Consider the following 14411-nt stretch of genomic DNA (forward strand, 5'->3'; position numbering starts at 1 on the left):
CCAGTGGCCGCCACCATGCCAGCCGCCGCCACCATGCCAGCCGCCACCACCATGCCAACCGCTACCACCATGCCAACCGCTACCACCATGCCAACCGGTGGTACGCCAGCCACGACCATACCAATTGTTGCCCCATCCACCACCCCATCCTGAGTAGTAGTAGTTTGGATAATAACCCGAATAACCACTATAGTAGTAGCCTCCTGGATAGGAGCTGACATAGCAACCATTTAAGAGTAGAGTGGGTACAAGTACTAAAACTGCGATTATCGTTTTTTTCATGCTCGTTCCCTCGGTCAATTATTGTACTTTAATTATAAGGCATGAATTAAAAATGTACAAAAAGATTATTTTTTGTCGATCTGTGGATTGGGAACTAAGGAATCATATACGATGGAGGGTTGCTAGAGAGGGGTTTTCTGCAATAGGATAACCAAGGAAATAGTAATTTTGAATTACTGTAAAACTCGAAGTTTGAAGTTTATTAGGTATGGGTTTATAATTTATAAAAAATTTACAAAGCCCCAGAAATGAAAAGGATTTTCTGTATTCTCTTAATTTTTTTTACCATTCATCTTCCTGTGAAGGCTGCCGTTATAATTGGTACGCCTATTTATGATCCACCTTATGCAGTTGATGATAAAATTGTTGGTGTTACAGGCCTTGATGTTGATGTAATGAATATTATCTGTAGCCGTCTCAAATGGGATTGTCGTTATGTGTCCATGCACTATTATGATTTATTTTCGGCCTTAGATGCAGGAAAAATTGATTTTGCAATCGGTGCCTTAGTTATTACTCCGGACAGAGAAGGAAAATATCTTTTTACTTTACCTTACATGATTTCTGAGGGTGGGTTTATACTGAAAATTGATAATCCAATTAACAGTATCAATGAATTAGAGGATAAACGCATTGGAGTATTACAAGGAAGAGAGTATCTTAATTATTTGTCTCAAAATGAGTTAGGTAAATATACTATTGTTGGTTATAAACGACCTGTTGAATTAGTAAATGCCTTATATAATAACGAAATAGATGCCCTATTTGGAAACTATTTGACAGTGCTGTATCTCCATTCTCAATATCCAGAATATACCAAGGTATTAAAAAACCACTTTAAAATAGGTAATGGGCTGGGCATTGCTACACTTCCTGCTAATAAATCGAAGGTGGCGCAAATCAATACAGTAATATTGCAGTTTTGGTCAGATGGTACATTTAATAAATTATATAAATATAATTTTCAATTTATTTCTTATTAGATAACGTCCTTAATTTTTTGTGGATTCTCTTCGTATCTGATTTCCAATTTTCCTAGAGAACGTATTTAGTTATTGACTCAAAGAGTTGAAAATTAGAATTGATTTTATCAGAATATCTATTTTGTCAGATTTGATGTAGCATTAAGTGTTTCGATGAAATTTGAAGTTAAAATGTTGTGATGGACATTACAATCAGCCTGCGTTCACAAAAGTGGATAAAAAAATATTTACTTGCCAGCGGCGTACGACGAAATGAAATCTTGCCTCCTACTGCTATAAAGTTCAAAACTTTAATTTCTTGGTTAAGTACCGATCCCAGCAAATTTTTTGAAAAGTCTAAAAAGAGTCAAAAGATAAAATTTATCCTTGTTTCTTTACAAACAGCGCTCTTGCGGGATTTAGGCCTTTCTATGAAAGGCGAGTATGAAAAAATAGAGAAAAAAAACAATAGCGATTCTTCAGGAATGAGCAAGATCAAATTTCTTTTTCTTACGTCTGCCGGAATTTTAGTTACTGCGTGCCAAGGATTCGATGGTGTTGTAACAATGTTAAGTGTGTTTGCTTTATCACCTTCAATTATGCTTGGGGTAGGATTTGCTTTTATTTTGCTTTCCGTTATTGTTTTTTTTGGAGTTGATTTAGTTAAAGTATCTAATGCTTTAGGCGTTAAATTAAGTGAATATAAATTATTAGATGCTTATCTATTGCAATTACAAAATATCAAGACGATTAGGAAGAAAATCAATGATTATACTCTTGTCACTATGTCAAAAGAAGATTTGCAACGGTTGGAATTGATACTTTCCATGTTGCAGAAACGTTTTATGTTTCTTGCAGTAGCCAGTAAGCAATTTGATGAGGCCTTAAATAGCAAGAATATGCAAATGATCAAGACTGCTATTTCTGGAGTATCCGCACTGTTTTTTTTTGGTGGCGGTTTTTTTGCAGGCCAATCTGTTGCTCTTTTTATTTCAAGCCTTGTTTTGGATTCAGTACTCCCCACTTTTTGGCCAATAATTGTTTTTAGTGCGCTTGTGGGATTATCAGCACTCAGTATTTATTGGTATGTTGAGCGTCCTGGATTAGAAAAATTAGTGGCTAATTGGTTTGGATTGAATGAGGAAAATGTACAACAATTATGTGATAAAAATTCATTAGATAAAGAGACAAAAAAATTAGCAAGTTTAAAAGAAAAAGTGATTAGCACCACAAGACTTACTAAAAAACTTGTTCAATTAGAGTATGAAATCAATGGAAACGAACAATCACTGACTTCAGAGACAATTCGTAACGTTATGGCTGATCTACGCGTAAGTACCAATTTTTATTCCTTCCTTAAATCGCCTGTTTCAGCAATTGCTCGTGAAAATCAAGAGTTGAATAAAGCGATGACTTGTGGTGTTATGTAGTTTGAAAATTCATCTTATGAGCAAATTCATTAAATATTTAACGTATCCTTTACAAAGGGAATCGTTATTTTTCGCTGTGCGACAAGAGAGGCATCATCCAGACGATTAAGTATGTGATGTAGATCATGCATGTTTCTCGAGCATCTATTAAGCAAAAATTGGCCAACACTATCTGGTAAATCAAATCCTCGTTTTAATGCATGATGTTTTAACGTATTAATTTTATCTTCATCATTAAGCTCCATTAATTGAATGACTAAGCCCCAACTTAATCTGGAACGTAAGTCCGCGAGTGTAATAGGAATGGTTGTTGGTGATTGGTTTCCAGAAATAATTAAAATACTTCTCTCTGTATCTTTGATTTTATTATATAAATGAAATAAAGCTTCCTCCCAAATCGGATCTGTAGCAATAATATTAATGTCATCAATACAGATTAATGTTTGCTCTTCGATACCTTCTATAGTTTGTGGTCCCCACTCTTTAAGGAGCGTCAAGGGGAGATAGATTGCTGATTGCGTTGAGTTGACTTCTTGACAGCATGCTTGTAGTAAATGTGATTTTCCACTTCCAGAAACACCCCAGAGATAAAGTAATCGATTTTCTCTGTAATTTAGTATGTTTTCTAATTGTTGTTGCAACAGCTTATTATTTCCCCAATTAAAATCTTCTAGGCTTGCTTGAGTGTTTAATTTTATAGCTAAAGCTAACTGCTTATTCATTTTGACAGTTCTTTTTTGGGCCATGCTTTTCTGCCCCAGGTCCAAAGATAATCAATATAGGTAATTACTGTGGTTATTGTTGTCAAACAGATTAATGTGGTCAATAGATAAGTAGGAAAAGCAAAGTAAGCCAATTCAAAGAGGCATGATGTCACTAAAGTGAGTTGCAATGCAGTATTGATTTTGCTCAAAACTGTAGGCTGAAAATCTAGTTTTTGGCGAATAAATTGGTACCATGCTACGACCCCTAGAGAAATCGTTAAATCTCTGAGAAAAACTAATGCAACTAACCACCAAGGCAATACGCCTATTAAAGCTAATGAAATAAAGCTGGAAGCGATTAATAATTTATCGGCTAAGGGATCGACAAAGGATCCAAAAAAACTTTGCCAGTTAAAGCTTCTTGCTAAAAAACCATCTAAACCGTCACTAAGACCAGCCAGAATAAATAAGTAAAAAGCGGTAACATATTCATGACTGTATAAATAGAATAAAAAAGGAACGATTAATATTAAGCGCAATAATGTGAGCGCATTTGGTATGTATTTTAATATCATAGGCCATACGATAATTTAATTATCCCTTATGTCGTCTAGTACCTGTTCCTAAATAAATAAAAGGATTGACTCTTGAAGGGAATATGTTATTTGCCAAATAGTAAGGTCTAGTGTATACAATACTTAGAGTCCTGTCACTTATGTTTCTCTTCATTTTTACGATACATAATGACCGTGTTACCGATCATCTGTATGAGTTCGGCTTGCAATTGATGACATAGTTCATGAGCCATGACAAGTCGGTCTTCTTTTTCTGCGCCATTTATTTTTACTTTGATGAGCTCATGTGAAAGTAAGGCAACATTCGTTTCCGCAATTACTGCTTCAGTTAAACCCTTGGCACCAAGAAGGACAACTGGTTTTAGATGATGAGCTTTGGCTTTAAGTGATTTTTTATGTGAAATATCCACTGTAATAATCCTAAATAATCTCCCAATTAACCTAAGTTATTTGGAGGTTAAATGATAAAATGGCAAATTATTGCACGTTTTGCTGGGAAAAGGTAGTGAAATTCAGTATGATAAGACATATTGAAATCGATATAAAAATTTATGAAGCGTACTAAAAGCAGTAAACGCTGGCTGCAAGAACACTTTGATGATGTTTATGTGAAGAAAGCACAAGCAGAGGGTTATCGCAGTCGTGCTGTGTATAAGTTAAAAGAAGTAGATGATAAGGAGTCATTACTTAAACCGGGAATGACTGTAGTTGATCTTGGCGCTGCTCCAGGAGGATGGACTCAATATATTTCTGAGCAATTGAAAGGTTGTGGACATATTATCGCTTTAGATATCTTACCTATGGATGCTCTGCCTGATGTGGATTTTATTCTTGGTGATTTTCGAGAAGAAGAGGTATTGCAAAAGTTAATAAATTTGATTCCTGAACATAGCGTGGACTTGTTATTATCGGATATGGCCCCAAATATGAGTGGAAGTAAAGCGATTGATATTCCGCGTGCAATGTATTTGGTTGAGCTTGCTTTTGATTTTGCTGAAAAAATGTTAAAACCCGGTGGTGCTATGTTAATTAAAGTTTTTCATGGTTCAGGTTTTGATGATTTAGTCAAACAAGCGAGATCTTCTTTTGAAAAAGTAGTTATTCGTAAGCCATCGGCTTCACGTGCGCGTTCAAAAGAAACCTATTTGCTGGCAAAGGGATACAATTTATAGTAACTTTATGATCTAATAATTTCGATTGCAGAATATAAAGCAGTTCGTCACTAACGAGGTTAATACTTTGAACGACATGGTTAAGAATTTATTTTTATGGCTGATTATAGCAATAGTGCTTGTTTCAGTTTTCAGTAATTTCGGCCCTCGAAACTCAGTTGCTGAGAAGCTTTCTTACAGCCAGTTTTTGAAAGAAGTTGATCAAGGTATGGTCAATTCAGTCACAATTGAAGATGATAAAATCATCAAAGGAATCACTAAAAATAATAAGCGTTTTGTAACTTATATGCCTATGCAAGATAACGCGCTGCTTGGTGAGCTGTTAAAAAGTAAAGTGGATGTAAGTGGCCAGGAAAAGCAGCAAGAAAGCTTCCTTCTGCATTTATTTATCAACTGGTTTCCGATGTTGCTTCTCATTGGTGTTTGGGTCTTTTTTATGCGCCAAATGCAAGGAGGCGGGGGCCGAGGCGCCATGTCTTTTGGGCGATCGCGCGCGCGCCTGCTTGGTGAAGATCAAGTTAAAGTCACTTTTGCAGATGTTGCGGGAGTTGATGAAGCAAAAGAAGAAGTTAAAGAATTGGTTGATTTTTTGCGTGACCCTACCAAATTTCAAAATCTTGGTGGACGTATTCCACGTGGCGTACTACTGGTTGGTTCTCCCGGAACTGGTAAAACGCTCTTAGCGAGGGCCGTTGCGGGTGAAGCCAAAGTTCCTTTTTTCACTATTTCAGGTTCTGATTTTGTCGAGATGTTTGTTGGGGTAGGGGCTTCTCGTGTTCGCGATATGTTTGAGCAAGCAAAAAAACATGCTCCTTGTATTATTTTCATCGATGAAATCGACGCCGTAGGGCGTCATAGAGGAGCAGGGCTCGGTGGGGGGCATGATGAGCGTGAGCAAACACTGAACCAATTGCTTGTTGAAATGGATGGTTTTGAAGGCAATGAAGGTGTGATTGTTGTTGCTGCTACTAACCGTCCGGATGTTTTGGACCCTGCGCTATTGCGTCCAGGTCGTTTTGACCGCCAAGTGGTAGTCCCTTTGCCTGATATACGAGGACGAGAGCAAATATTAAGAGTACATTTGCAAAAAACTCCCGTAGACACCAATGTTGATGTAATGGCCATTGCCCGAGGAACTCCTGGATTTTCTGGTGCTGATCTAGCAAATCTTGTCAATGAAGCCGCTTTATTTGCTGCACGAGCTAATAAGCGTAAAGTCAGTATGGTGCAGTTGGATAAAGCTAAAGATAAAATCATGATGGGAGCTGAACGACGTTCCATGGTGATGGATGATAATGAGAAAAAGTTAACTGCATACCACGAAGCAGGACATGCAATTGTAGGTCTATGTGTACCAGAACATGACCCTGTTTATAAGGTATCTATTATTCCTCGTGGACGTGCACTGGGTGTGACTATGTTTCTACCAGAGCAAGACAGATACAGTCATAGTAAACGTCGACTGGAAAGCCAATTATCTAGCCTATTTGGCGGACGAATTGCTGAAGAACTTATTTTTGGTCCAGAGAGTGTGACTACAGGTGCTTCAAATGACATTATGCGTTCTACTGAAATAGCACGTAAAATGGTTACTACATGGGGGTTATCGACTTTGGGACCGCTCACTTTTGGTGAAGAGGAAGAAGAAGTATTCTTAGGTCGCTCTATGAATAAACATAAAGAAATGTCAGATAGGACAGCGCAACAGATTGATGATGAAGTACGGGCAATTATTGATAGAAACTATAAGCGAGCCAAGGAAATTCTGGTTACTAATATGGATAAACTTCATTTAATGGCTCAAAGCTTAATAAAATATGAAACTATAGATTTTCAACAAATCCAAGAAATTATGTCGGGTAAAGAGCCTTCACCACCACAAGACTGGGATTCATCAAAACCCTTAGATGGTTCTGAGGTAACGAATAATAATAAATTATCCGAAAAACCAACCGATCCGGAAGTAATAGTAAATCCTGCGGAAGAACACTGAAATTACTAATCATAGGTGAGAAAAGCAGGTGAATTCAAAGCAATTTATGAGTTGGCTTCAGCATCAACGCCAACTCATACCAGATAGCCCTCCTGAAGATCCATTAATTATGGGTATATTAAATGTCACGCCAGATTCTTTTTCTGACGGAGGTCAGTTTTTATCAGTGAACCATGCATGTGAACATGCATTTCAATTAATTACCCAAGGGGTAGATATAATTGATATTGGAGGACAATCTACGCGGCCTGGTGCACAGCAAGTTTCAGTAGATGTTGAATTAAAGAGAGTTATTCCTGTAATTGAACAAATTCGTTTGGGTTCAGACATTTGTATTTCTATTGATACAAATAAGCCAGAAGTGATGGAAGCCGCTGTAAATGCTGGTGCTAATCTGATTAATGATGTTTATGCGCTACGTACCGATGGTGCACTTTCAATGGCAGCTAAACTCGCAGTTCCTGTTTGCTTAATGCATATGCAGGGAGAACCACAAAATATGCAGAATGAGCCTTATTATTCAGAGGGAGTACTTACTGCAATACTGCATTTTTTTAAAGAGCGTATCACCGAGTGTGAACGTCAAGGGATTAATCGCCAAAATATCATTTTGGATCCTGGTTTTGGTTTCGGAAAGAGTGTACAAGATAATTTGCTCTTAGTTAAAAAGCTTGATATTTTTGCTCCATTTGGATTGCCGTTGCTTTTAGGTGCATCGCGTAAAAGTACTATTGGGGCGATACTTGGAAAAGAGGTAAATGATCGTTTAATAGGTAGCATTACAGTAGCTGTTTATGCTGCATTGAAAGGCGTTGGAATTATAAGAACGCATGATGTCGATGAAACAAAACAAGCGTTACATATGATCAATATGATCTGTCGTGCGGATATTACATTCCCTGGCAGTATCGATTAAATGAGAGGTAAGTAAGGATGAATCAGCGGAAATATTTTGGTACGGATGGTATTCGTGGACATGTGGGACTATCAAATATTAATCCTGAATTCGTATTAAAGTTAGGTTGGGCAATTGGACAGGTATTGGTCAATGGTCATCGTAAAAAAGTAGTTATAGGAAAAGACACTAGAGTGTCTGGCTATATGCTGGAGTCCGCTTTAGAAGCTGGTTTATCCGCAGCTGGAGTTGATGTAGCTTTATTAGGTCCGATGCCAACTCCAGGCATTGCTTATTTAACACAAACACTAAGAGCTAACGCCGGTATTGTGATCAGCGCTTCACATAATCTTTTTGAAGATAATGGAATTAAATTTTTTTCTGCGGAAGGTGGAAAATTACCTGATAGCGTTGAATTAGCTATAGAAGAAGAACTGGAGAAAAAGATGCAAACAGTATCTTCTGAAAAATTGGGTAAGGCAACACGAATCAATGATGCAACGGGACGTTATATAGAATTTTGCAAATCCACTATTCCCTCTCTAACGCGATTATCCGGTTTAAAAATTGTTGTTGATTGCGCCAATGGTGCGACTTACCATGTTGCTCCCAACGTATTTGCTGAACTTGGAGCTCAAGTTATCTCTATAGGCAATCGTCCAGATGGTTTTAATATCAATGAAAATTGCGGCTCAACAGCCCCCGAGTTATTAAGGCAAAAAGTAATTAGTACTGGGGCGGATATTGGCATTGGCCTTGATGGTGACGGAGATCGCGCTATATTAATTGATTCAGAAGGTAACATTGTTAATGGTGATCAAATTTTATATCTTATAGCCAAAGATAGACACCAACGTGGAGTATTGCATGGGGGAGTAGTTGGAACACTGATGAGTAATTATGGCTTGGAGCGAGCTTTTAACGATCTAGGGATCCCATTTATTCGTTCAAAGGTTGGTGATCGATATGTTTTAGAGGCTTTACACAAAAATGATTGGAAAATTGGCGGCGAACCCTCAGGCCATATCGTGTGCTTGGATAAGACTACAACGGGAGACGGAATAGTTGCTGCGTTACAAGTATTATCTATTATGGTCAAGCAAGGTAAAACGTTACAGCAATTAACACAAGGTCTGACCTTATTACCACAAAGTCTTGTAAATTTTAAAACCAATCATGCCGAGCTTTTAGCTAAAAATCCCCAGGTAATTGAACGAGTTAGGGCTTTAGAAGAAAGTTTAAAAGGCGAAGGAAGGGTTCTTCTTAGGCCATCAGGAACCGAACCTCTGCTACGGGTTATGGTAGAAGGTATTAATGAGGCTTTAGTGAAACAATACGCACAAAAGCTTTGTGATTACATAAATCAAATTGATGAGCATGAATTCATTAAGTAGATTTTTGGATCAGTGTCGTTTGCGATAAGAAAAGCTTTTAATAAAAAAAATGCAATAAGACTACACATCTTGTCTGAGTTTGGGTATAGTCCGCAGTGGAGAATAAGAGGGTCATTTAATGAGACAGAAAATAGTCGCTGGCAATTGGAAAATGAATGGTCAGCTACATCAGGTAGTTCAATTAACTAATGAGCTTAAAGAACTCCTTCAGTCTGTTAAAAATACTCGTATTGTAATTATGCCTCCATCAATTTATATACCGCAAGTAAGAGACTTAGTTGCGGAATGTAATATTGCTCTAGGGGCGCAGAATGTATATCCAAAAGATTTTGGCGCATATACAGGGGAGATATCCGCTCCTATGTTAAAAGATTTTAACTGCCGTTATATCTTAGTAGGTCATTCTGAGAGAAGACATGGATTTCATGAAGATGAAAATTTTGTCGCACAAAAATTCCACCATGTAAAAGAACATGGTATGATACCTGTTCTTTGTGTCGGCGAAACTCTAATTGAGCGCGAAAAGGGACATACGGAACAAGTAATAGCAAATCAATTACTGGCAGTAAGTGAACAAGATAAAAATTGCTTTCGTGATTGTGTAGTGGCTTACGAGCCTGTGTGGGCAATAGGTACAGGAAAAACTGCATCACCAGAACAGGCCCAGGAAGTTCATAAATTCATTAGAAAGCTGGTTGCAGAAATAAATGATAGCGATGCGGGACAACTACCCGTCCTTTATGGCGGTAGTGTCAATGAAAATAATGCTAAGGCACTATTTTCAATGCCAGATGTTGATGGTGGTCTGGTAGGAGGAGCATCGTTGAACGCGAAACAGTTTGTGGAAATTGTGAAATGTATCAATTGATATTAATGATTCATGTAATCGTTGCGGTAGTCTTAATCGGCTTAGTACTTATCCAGCATGGCAAGGGTGCTGATGTAGGTGCAGCTTTCGGATCAGGCGCTTCGAATACGTTATTTGGTAGCCAAGGAACGGGAGGTTTTTTGTTTAAACTAACTGGTGCTTTAGCGATGACTTTTTTTGTTACCAGTTTATTGTTATCTTATTTAGTATCTACGCAATATCAAAAAACGGAACAACAAGTAATTCCTCAGCAAACAAGTGTACCGGTGAATTCAATTCCAGTTCCGATTGATGGCAATGATAAAAAAAATAAATAAATCTTTTTACTTCGTTTTATAAAGTAAAAGAAAAATGGTTAAAAGTAATAATAAATAGAAAAATATGCCGAAGTGGTGAAATTGGTAGACACGCCGTCTTGAGGGGGCGGTGGCGTAAGCCGTGCCGGTTCGAGTCCGGCCTTCGGCACCACATTTTAATCCGTGCAAGGTACAAAAATGCTATCTCAATATTTTCCAGTTCTCATTTTCATAATTATTGGAGTCGCGTTAGGTTTAGCGATGATAGGTGCAGGTAGCCTGTTTTCAAAACATATGCCCGATAATGCCAAAAACGCACCTTATGAATGTGGATTTGGTGCTTTTGAAAATGCGCATATCCCTTTTGATGTTCGCTTTTATCTTGTAGCCATACTTTTCATTATCTTTGATTTGGAAACGGCTTTCTTTTTTCCTTGGGCTTTGGTTCTACGTAAGATAGGGTGGTTTGGTTTTGCAGGAATGATGTTATTCCTAGGGTTGTTAGTTATTGGCTTTATTTATGAATGGAAACGCGGCGCACTTGAGTGGGAATAATTTTAAGTGCAAGCATGTTCACTTCTGATCGCTTTCTACAAGTAGAAGCACAAGATTAGAAGTACTCTTTTTTTATTAATATTTAACTGCTTAGAGGCTAGCTATGGCGGTTGCTGAATTGCAAAAAAGTGGTTTTGTGACGACTTCTGTCGAAAAACTTGTTGGATGGGCGCGTAGTGGTTCTATGTGGCCTATGACATTTGGTTTAGCATGTTGTGCAGTAGAAATGATGCATGCTGGTGCTGCTCGTTATGATTTGGACCGGTTTGGAATTATTTTTCGTCCAAGTCCACGTCAATCTGATGTGATGATAGTTGCTGGCACATTGTGTAATAAAATGGCTCCTGCTTTGCGCAAAGTGTATGACCAAATGCCTGAACCCAGGTGGGTGGTTTCTATGGGATCATGTGCTAATGGCGGTGGATATTATCATTATTCCTACTCAGTGGTGCGTGGGTGTGATCGTATTGTTCCTGTAGATGTTTATGTACCAGGGTGCCCTCCAACTGCTGAAGCACTACTTTATGGAATTATTCAATTACAAAACAAAATCAGGCATAAAAAAATCTTAGAAGCTTAAGATTATCAAGGGTGCAATTAGATGACAAAAAATGATTATTTGGTTGAACAACTCAAGAGTGAATTGGTAAGTTACATTAGCACTATATCTGTCGCTTATGATGAGGTAACCATTGAAGTTGATGCATCAAATCTAAAGGCCGTAATGCTTGAATTACGTGATTTAGAAGCTTTTTGTTTTGATCAGCTTATTGATCTTTGTGCGGTAGACTATTTACTTTATGGTCAATATGATTGGGAAACAGATGCAGCAACGGAAAAAGGTTTTTCTCGAGGTGTTGAACGCCAAGAAACCAAAGCATACACATTCGATAAACCTCGCTTTGCAGTAGTTTATCACCTGCTTTCAACTAAAAAAAATCATCGCATACGAGTTAAAGTATTTGCTGATGAGTCACACTTAATTGTTCCATCAGTACATGATTTATGGAAAGGAGCAAATTGGTTTGAGCGTGAAGCTTATGATTTATATGGTGTTTTATTTGATGGACATCCAGATTTAAGACGTATTTTGACGGATTATGGTTTTATTGGATACCCATTTCGTAAAGATTTTCCACTAAGTGGTCATGTTGAAATGCGCTATGATGCAAAATCAGAAAAAGTCATTTATGCTCCAGTAGATATTGAGCCTAGAGTTTTAGTGCCCAAGGTTATTCGTAATGATAACCGTTATATTGGTAACAAAGGTGGCGAAAATGATTGAATTGAAAAACTATACTTTAAATTTTGGTCCACAACACCCAGCGGCACATGGTGTGTTACGTTTAGTTCTTGAGCTTGAAGGCGAAACAATCATACGCGCAGATCCTCACATCGGTTTATTACATAGAGCAACAGAAAAATTAGCAGAAACAAAACCCTATATTCAAACTATTGGTTATATGGATAGGCTCGATTATGTCTCTATGATGTGTAATGAACACGCATATGTGCGAGCAATCGAAAAGTTATTAGGTATAGAAATTCCCTTACGTGCTCAATACATTCGAACTATGTTTGATGAAGTAACACGTATTTTGAATCATCTTTTATGGCTGGGCGCTATTGCGCTTGATATAGGAGCTATGACTGTCTTTTTATATTGCTTTAGAGAGCGTGAAGATTTATTTGACTGTTATGAGGCTGTATCTGGAGCGCGAATGCATGCTACTTACTATAGACCTGGGGGGGTAGCACGAGACTTACCCGATGCCATGCCTAAGTATCAAACCTCAAAATGGCATAATGATCGCGAAGTTGAAAAACTAAATGAAGATCGAAATGGCAGCTTGCTTGATTTTCTCTGGGCATTTACTGAGCGTTTTCCGCGCTGTGTCGATGAGTATGAAACATTATTAACCGATAATCGCATTTGGAAGCAGCGCACCGTTGATATTGGTGTTGTTTCACCCGAAGATGCGCTTCAATGGGGTTTTACAGGTCCTATGCTTCGGGGTTCAGGAATTGCCTGGGATTTACGAAAAAAACAAAGTTATGCTGCTTATGATCGTGTAGATTTTGATATCCCTGTAGGAAAAACAGGTGATTGTTATGATCGCTATTTAGTCCGTGTAGAAGAACTAAGACAATCAAATCGCATAGTGAGACAATGTATTGAGTGGTTGAAGGCAAATCCTGGGCCAGTTCGAGTAGATGATCATAAAGTTACTCCTCCCCGACGTGTAGAAATGAAAGCAGACATGGAAGAGTTAATCCATCACTTTAAGTTATTTACTGAAGGTTTTTGTTTACCTGCGGGTGAGGTATACAGCGCTGTTGAAGCGCCTAAAGGCGAGTTTGGTATTTATATGGTGTCGGATGGTGCTAACAAACCCTATAGGATGAAAATTCGTGCTCCTGGGTTTGCTCATCTGTCCAGTTATGATGAAATGACTCGAGGACATATGATCGCTGATGGCGTCGCTATTTTAGCAAGCCAGGATATAGTATTTGGTGAAATAGATCGTTAATTCTTATGGATTTATTGCAAAATTTTTGCGATGAACTTGTTTGTGTTTAATTAAAGATCGTAGAAATTTATATGATTTGTGCTTGAATTGCTATCGAATTGACATGTTTGATGATGCGCAGGCGCATATTGATGTAGTACATGAAGCATTTTGCAAATGAAATGTCAAGATGATGGTTAGATATGATGTGAGTCATGTAATTTTTTGCACGACTCCCTAAATAAAAGGTTTAGAAATGTCTGATAATTCAGCAAAAATATTGCGTCAACTAGTCTCGGCCGAGAGAATGAAAGAAATTGACCATTGGATAGCAAAATATCCAATAGATCAAAAACAATCTGCTGTTATGAGTGCTTTAAGACTTGTTCAAGAAGAGCATGGTTACTTAACTACGGAATTAATGGATGCAATCGCCAATTATCTTGATATGCCTCCAATTTCGGTTTATGAAGTGGCCAGTTTTTATACGATGTATGAGCACAAGCAAGTTGGTAGACATTTGATAAATGTATGTACCAATATTTCATGTATGCTCTGTGATTCAGCCGCAGTTGTAAAACATCTAGAAAAAAAATTAAACATAAAATTGGGTGAAACTACGGATGATGGGCGCTTTACCTTACGAGCAGTGGAATGTTTGGGTGCTTGTGTTAATGCACCAATGATGCAGGTGGATAAGGACTATCATGAAAATTTGACTCCTGAATCAATAGACAAAGTGTTGGAACAATACCAATAAAAGATAGAGGTGGTT

At 37.8% G+C, this 14411-nt stretch carries 17 protein-coding genes and 1 tRNA gene; 14 read left to right on the forward strand and 4 right to left on the reverse strand.

The features are described 5' to 3' along the window. On the reverse strand, positions 1-282 hold a 282-nt coding region (locus Lsan_RS03960; RefSeq protein WP_083505075.1), incomplete at its 3' end, for a hypothetical protein. Positions 283-530: 248 nt separating this feature from the next. Here Lsan_RS03960 and Lsan_RS03965 point away from each other — a divergent pair. Together Lsan_RS03965 and Lsan_RS03970 are read left to right on the forward strand one after the other, a co-directional pair. Then, a complete protein-coding gene (locus Lsan_RS03965) occupies positions 531-1265 on the forward strand; it encodes a transporter substrate-binding domain-containing protein (RefSeq protein WP_083505074.1) in 735 nt (244 codons plus the stop codon). A 179-nt stretch (positions 1266-1444) separates the two neighbouring features. Next, positions 1445-2674: a hypothetical protein gene (locus Lsan_RS03970; RefSeq protein WP_165482581.1), complete on the forward strand. Its 1230-nt coding sequence runs from the start codon at positions 1445-1447 to the stop codon at positions 2672-2674. Positions 2675-2703: 29 nt separating this feature from the next. On the opposite strand, the gene hda is transcribed toward Lsan_RS03970, so the two are convergent. The 3 genes from hda to yhbY all read right to left on the reverse strand — a co-directional run bounded on the left by hda (position 2704) and on the right by yhbY (position 4363). After that, positions 2704-3396, reverse strand: coding sequence for a DnaA regulatory inactivator Hda (gene hda, locus Lsan_RS03975; protein WP_058513268.1), 693 nt, complete (start codon positions 3394-3396; stop codon positions 2704-2706). Next, the gene (locus tag Lsan_RS03980) at positions 3393-3953 is read right to left on the reverse strand and encodes a CDP-alcohol phosphatidyltransferase family protein (RefSeq protein ID WP_058513232.1); all 561 of its coding nucleotides are present in this window, start codon (positions 3951-3953) and stop codon (positions 3393-3395) included. The genes hda and Lsan_RS03980 overlap by 4 nt, the downstream gene beginning before the upstream one ends. 134 nt (positions 3954-4087) lie before the next feature. Then, complete coding sequence (gene yhbY, locus Lsan_RS03985) at positions 4088-4363, reverse strand: ribosome assembly RNA-binding protein YhbY (RefSeq protein ID WP_058513233.1); 276 nt, start codon at positions 4361-4363, stop codon at positions 4088-4090. 141 nt (positions 4364-4504) lie between these two features. On the opposite strand from yhbY, the gene rlmE reads away from it, so the two are divergent. The 12 genes from rlmE (at position 4505) to nuoE (ending at position 14396) form a co-directional block, all read left to right on the forward strand. Next, positions 4505-5125, forward strand: coding sequence for a 23S rRNA (uridine(2552)-2'-O)-methyltransferase RlmE (rlmE, locus tag Lsan_RS03990; protein WP_058513234.1), 621 nt, complete (start codon positions 4505-4507; stop codon positions 5123-5125). 76 nt (positions 5126-5201) lie between these two features. Then, positions 5202-7118: an ATP-dependent zinc metalloprotease FtsH gene (ftsH, locus tag Lsan_RS03995; RefSeq protein ID WP_058513235.1), complete on the forward strand. Its 1917-nt coding sequence runs from the start codon at positions 5202-5204 to the stop codon at positions 7116-7118. Positions 7119-7146: 28 nt separating this feature from the next. Beyond that, entirely contained in the window at positions 7147-8034 is an 888-nt protein-coding gene (gene folP / locus Lsan_RS04000) for a dihydropteroate synthase (RefSeq protein WP_058513236.1), read from the forward strand. A gap of 17 nt (positions 8035-8051) precedes the next feature. After that, complete coding sequence (gene glmM / locus Lsan_RS04005) at positions 8052-9407, forward strand: phosphoglucosamine mutase (RefSeq protein WP_058513237.1); 1356 nt, start codon at positions 8052-8054, stop codon at positions 9405-9407. Positions 9408-9525: 118 nt separating this feature from the next. After that, on the forward strand, positions 9526-10275 hold the full coding sequence (tpiA, locus tag Lsan_RS04010) for a triose-phosphate isomerase (RefSeq protein ID WP_058513238.1): 750 nt from the start codon (positions 9526-9528) through the stop codon (positions 10273-10275). Further along, positions 10263-10592, forward strand: coding sequence for a preprotein translocase subunit SecG (gene secG, locus Lsan_RS04015; RefSeq protein WP_058513239.1), 330 nt, complete (start codon positions 10263-10265; stop codon positions 10590-10592). Before tpiA ends, secG begins: the two co-directional genes overlap by 13 nt. 66 nt (positions 10593-10658) lie before the next feature. Next, positions 10659-10743: transfer RNA gene (locus Lsan_RS04020), tRNA-Leu, on the forward strand. Positions 10744-10769: 26 nt separating this feature from the next. Then, a complete protein-coding gene (locus tag Lsan_RS04025; RefSeq protein WP_003633369.1) occupies positions 10770-11126 on the forward strand; it encodes an NADH-quinone oxidoreductase subunit A in 357 nt (118 codons plus the stop codon). Between the two features lie 103 nt (positions 11127-11229). Next, positions 11230-11706 carry a NuoB/complex I 20 kDa subunit family protein gene (locus Lsan_RS04030; protein WP_003633367.1) on the forward strand — a complete coding sequence of 159 codons (477 nt, stop codon included), beginning with the start codon at positions 11230-11232 and terminating at the stop codon, positions 11704-11706. A gap of 21 nt (positions 11707-11727) precedes the next feature. After that, complete coding sequence (locus tag Lsan_RS04035) at positions 11728-12411, forward strand: NADH-quinone oxidoreductase subunit C (protein ID WP_058513240.1); 684 nt, start codon at positions 11728-11730, stop codon at positions 12409-12411. Next, a complete protein-coding gene (locus Lsan_RS04040) occupies positions 12404-13657 on the forward strand; it encodes an NADH-quinone oxidoreductase subunit D (protein ID WP_058513241.1) in 1254 nt (417 codons plus the stop codon). Before Lsan_RS04035 ends, Lsan_RS04040 begins: the two co-directional genes overlap by 8 nt. A 235-nt stretch (positions 13658-13892) precedes the next feature. Continuing rightward, positions 13893-14396: an NADH-quinone oxidoreductase subunit NuoE gene (gene nuoE, locus Lsan_RS04045; protein ID WP_058513242.1), complete on the forward strand. Its 504-nt coding sequence runs from the start codon at positions 13893-13895 to the stop codon at positions 14394-14396. Positions 14397-14411 lie beyond the last annotated feature (15 nt).

It is taken from the genome of Legionella santicrucis (assembly GCF_001468135.1).
Taxonomy (GTDB): Bacteria; Pseudomonadota; Gammaproteobacteria; order Legionellales; family Legionellaceae; genus Legionella; species Legionella santicrucis.

Coding starts and splice junctions, on each gene's coding strand:
- Lsan_RS04035 (WP_058513240.1), top strand. CDS start 11,728: ATGACAAAAAATGATTATTTGGTTGAACAACTCAAGAGTGAATTGGTA.
- ftsH (WP_058513235.1), top strand. CDS start 5,202: ATGGTTAAGAATTTATTTTTATGGCTGATTATAGCAATAGTGCTTGTT.
- Lsan_RS04040 (WP_058513241.1), top strand. CDS start 12,404: ATGATTGAATTGAAAAACTATACTTTAAATTTTGGTCCACAACACCCA.
- tpiA (WP_058513238.1), top strand. CDS start 9,526: ATGAGACAGAAAATAGTCGCTGGCAATTGGAAAATGAATGGTCAGCTA.
- nuoE (WP_058513242.1), top strand. CDS start 13,893: ATGTCTGATAATTCAGCAAAAATATTGCGTCAACTAGTCTCGGCCGAG.
- Lsan_RS03965 (WP_083505074.1), top strand. CDS start 531: ATGAAAAGGATTTTCTGTATTCTCTTAATTTTTTTTACCATTCATCTT.
- Lsan_RS03980 (WP_058513232.1), bottom strand. CDS start 3,953: ATGATATTAAAATACATACCAAATGCGCTCACATTATTGCGCTTAATA.
- Lsan_RS04025 (WP_003633369.1), top strand. CDS start 10,770: ATGCTATCTCAATATTTTCCAGTTCTCATTTTCATAATTATTGGAGTC.
- hda (WP_058513268.1), bottom strand. CDS start 3,396: ATGAATAAGCAGTTAGCTTTAGCTATAAAATTAAACACTCAAGCAAGC.
- secG (WP_058513239.1), top strand. CDS start 10,263: ATGTATCAATTGATATTAATGATTCATGTAATCGTTGCGGTAGTCTTA.
- glmM (WP_058513237.1), top strand. CDS start 8,052: ATGAATCAGCGGAAATATTTTGGTACGGATGGTATTCGTGGACATGTG.
- rlmE (WP_058513234.1), top strand. CDS start 4,505: ATGAAGCGTACTAAAAGCAGTAAACGCTGGCTGCAAGAACACTTTGAT.
- Lsan_RS04030 (WP_003633367.1), top strand. CDS start 11,230: ATGGCGGTTGCTGAATTGCAAAAAAGTGGTTTTGTGACGACTTCTGTC.
- Lsan_RS03970 (WP_165482581.1), top strand. CDS start 1,445: ATGGACATTACAATCAGCCTGCGTTCACAAAAGTGGATAAAAAAATAT.